Annotated in this window: 1 protein-coding gene and 1 pseudogene; both read right to left on the reverse strand. The window is 74.2% G+C overall.

Annotated elements, in window-relative coordinates:
• A pseudogene (locus tag K6I34_RS34165) lies at positions 1-1,598 on the reverse strand (hypothetical protein); the annotation flags it as partial.
• Positions 1,599-1,609: 11 nt separating this feature from the next.
• The coding region (locus tag K6I34_RS34170) for a hypothetical protein (protein ID WP_229331926.1) at positions 1,610-3,236 on the reverse strand (1,627 nt) is incomplete at its 5' end.

The following is a 3,236-nucleotide window of genomic DNA, read 5'->3' on the forward strand; positions in this document are numbered from 1 at the left end:
CGGGGATCAGCGTCGGCGGGCGCGGGCGTCATCCCGCCGCCGACGCGGATCCCCGTCACCGTCTCGGCCGACGTACGGCAGACCAGGGTGTTCTCGTCGGTCAGCGGCCGGTCGAGCTTGGCCCCGCGGACGATGACGGTCGGGTCGGGCGTGCTGTGGAAGGCGGGCTCGGCGACGCGCTGGAGCTCCCGGCCCGGCGCGAGGCCGTGCGCGGTGGCGTACGCCTCGACCTCGGCGGCCAAGTCCTCGGGGGTGTCGCCCCACGGGATGCGTTTGCGCAGTCCGTCCTCACGGAAGAGATCGTCCAGTTTCTCCCGGACCTGTGCGGCGACGGTGCCCGCGTTCTCAGGTTCGAGCTGCGCGTCGCACGCGTCGTCCCACTCCTGCCCTGGCCGGGTCGGCCGTCCGCGCAGCCACCACAGGCCGTACAGGCGGCGCTGGAGGTGGGCGAGGTCGCGGGAGGCGGCGTCGTGCTCGGCCTGGGCGGCGTTGAGTTCGGCGAGCCATTGCCGCTCGTCCGCTGCCTGACGAGGCGTCAATCGCGTACTTCCGCCGCCCTCACGGCTGTCGACGATGCGCCAGAGGTAGCCGCCCTGTTCGGCGCCGAACCAGGTGCGGCGCAGCGCCTGGTCGAGGGCGGTCTCGCCGTCCTCGTCGAGGACGTCCAGGAGGTCGTACGAGAACGCCTCCCACAGCAGGGCCGCCTCGGGGTCGGCCAGGGCCGCCGGGTGCAGGGCGGTCTCGGCGTCGGTGGCGATGTGGCCGACGGCCACGTCGATGTCCCCGATGTCGGAGGGTTCGGGTTTGGCGGAGGGCGGCCGGTCGCCGTCGAAGTCCCAGGAGAGGCCGAGCGCCGAGCCCGCGTACAGGGACCGGGCGGGACGGAACGCGCTGTCGGTGGTGGACCACCGCAGGGACTCCAGCAGCTTCCGGACGTCCCCGGAGCCCGTGCGGAGGATGTCCCAGGCCGGGTCCGAGTACCAGCCGACGACCAGGTAGCTCAGCAGGGCCGGGCCTTCGACGTCGGTCAGCGGGTCGTGGAGGGAGAAGACGTTCTCGTTGTAGGGCTGGAACATCGAGAACGTCGGCAGTCCCGGGCCGGCCGCGGTGAGGAAGGGCTGTCGGCCCGTCGGCTCGGTCCACGGGCCGTCCGCGAGGTCGTGGGAGCGGCCGATCCAGGCCGGGGTCAGCCGCGTGGCCCAGGGGTCGAGGAACGAGGACGTGCCGTCCGCGTCGTCGAGGAAGTCGCTGTCGACGATCCAGCCGACGGCGGTGGGCGTGGCGTCGGGCCGGTCGGTGGGACGGCTGTAGCGGACGACGAGCCAGCGGTTGGGGACGAGCGGGAACTTCACGTGTCCGGCCGGTCCGTCCTGCCGTCCGCGCCGCAGCGCGTCGGGCAGCAGCCACTGGAGGTGGATCCCGTGGTCCGGCTTGCCGGAGGCGGAGCTCTGGAACGGGTCGGGCTCGGGCGGCTTCCGGTCGTCCAGCACCTCGAAGTCGGCGTACCAGCGGCGCCAGGTCTCGTTGTCCCGTACGCGCTTGTTGACCAGGAGCGCGTCCACCTGGACGGGGACGATCAGGGGTGACGGTGACGGCATGCTGCGGGTCCTTAACTCTGGCCGGAGCGGTCCGGGGTGAAGGCGATGCGTTGCGGGGCGTTGACGAGCTCCACCGCGAGCGCGCCCGCGCTCAGCGGTTCACCGGGCCGGAGCTGCCCCAGCTCCCGCAGGACGGTGGTCATGGCGGGGACCAGGGGGTCGTCGCCGACGACGAGGCCGAGTACCTCGCGCGTCCCGTCGGCCACGGCCGGGCGCAGGAACCGGCCGATGCCCCCTTCGTCCGGCGGGAAGTCCTGCTCCAGCGACTCCCCCACGGCTCCGGTGAGGCGCCGCAGGCCGATGCGGTCGCCCTCGTCGACGCCGAAGTGGATGCCCTCGTGCGGCTCGCGGAACACCACCTGGTCCGGCACCCCGTCGACGAGGCACAGCAGCAGGTCCGGGCCGATGACCACGCGGTGGACGATGTCCAGCAGTTCCAGGCCGGGTGTCGTGCGCTGGGGCTCGACCACGACGTCGGGCCAGTTGCGGACGAGCGCGGAGCGCATCAGCAGCCCTGCCAGCGGGCGCGGCGCGGCCAGGGTGTCCCGCGCGATGTCGTTGACGGCGGCGTCCAGCGAGGTGCCGATGCCGGTGCTGAGCACTCCGTCGCGCAGTGCCGCGCACCACTGCGCGTCGACGTGGAAGAAACGCAGGCTCTCGGGCGGCAGCATGCGCGCGTCGGGCACCAGGTGGCCGAACGGGACCGCGGCCAGCAGGGTCACCTGGTCGAGCGCCCTCGTCAGCGGGGCCAGCGGCTCCGCCAGGGCGGTGAGCAGCAGGTCGCGGGTCGCGCCGGACCGCAACCGGCCGCGCAGCCCCGTGAGGTCGGGAGCCTGTGGCACCCCGCCGGCGGCGCGCCGGGGCGCGGGCGGGGTACGGGTGCCGGTCACGGTCGTGGCGGCCGTGTGCAGGCGGGTGCCGAGCCCGTTCTCGATCAGTTCGTGGAAGCGGTCGCGGGCCGGGTGCGGGCCGGTACGGCCCCGCGTCAGCGCCCGGTGGACGACGCGCCGCGACCGGGCGCGGAAGCCGGACACGGCCGCGGCCAGGGAGGCGTCCGAGAGCGCGAGCGCGCGGCCGAGGGTGAACGCGGCGGCGTAGCTGACGTCGAAGACCCCGGTGCCGGTGAGGTAGATCAGGGCCTCGTCGGTGTGCTCGAACTGCCCGCTCTCGGGGACCGGGAGGTCCTGCGCCACGACGGGGGTGAAGGGGCCGCGGTACCAGGCGAACGTGTGCTCCCCGGAGGGCAGGGCGTGGTCCACGGGTACGTAGCCGAGGTCCAGGCGCTCGGTGGCGGGGCCCGCCGGCGCGCCCGCCGCCTGTGGTCGCAGGCGCAGCCCGAGGCCCGCGGGGTCCTCGGCCATGTGCCGGATCAGCGCGTCGAAGTGGGCCTGCGGGTCGGGCCTCGCCTCGAAGGACCAGGCCCACAGGGAGACCATGCGGACGACGGACTCGTCGGGCGGGTTGCCGTCGAGGTGGTCGGCGAAGCCTTCCAGCGAGACCAGGTGCGCGGCGTAGCGGCCGGCGGTGCGGGGGAAGCGGTTGGCCACCACGACGGCGTAGTCACCGGCTTCGAGCGGCTCGCCGTCGCGCAGGACGCGCGCGGCCTGCCGGTCGGCGACCTTGCGGACGTGGCACAGG

The organism is Streptomyces sp. UNOC14_S4, assembly GCF_020740835.1.
GTDB lineage: Bacteria > Actinomycetota > Actinomycetes > Streptomycetales > Streptomycetaceae > Streptomyces.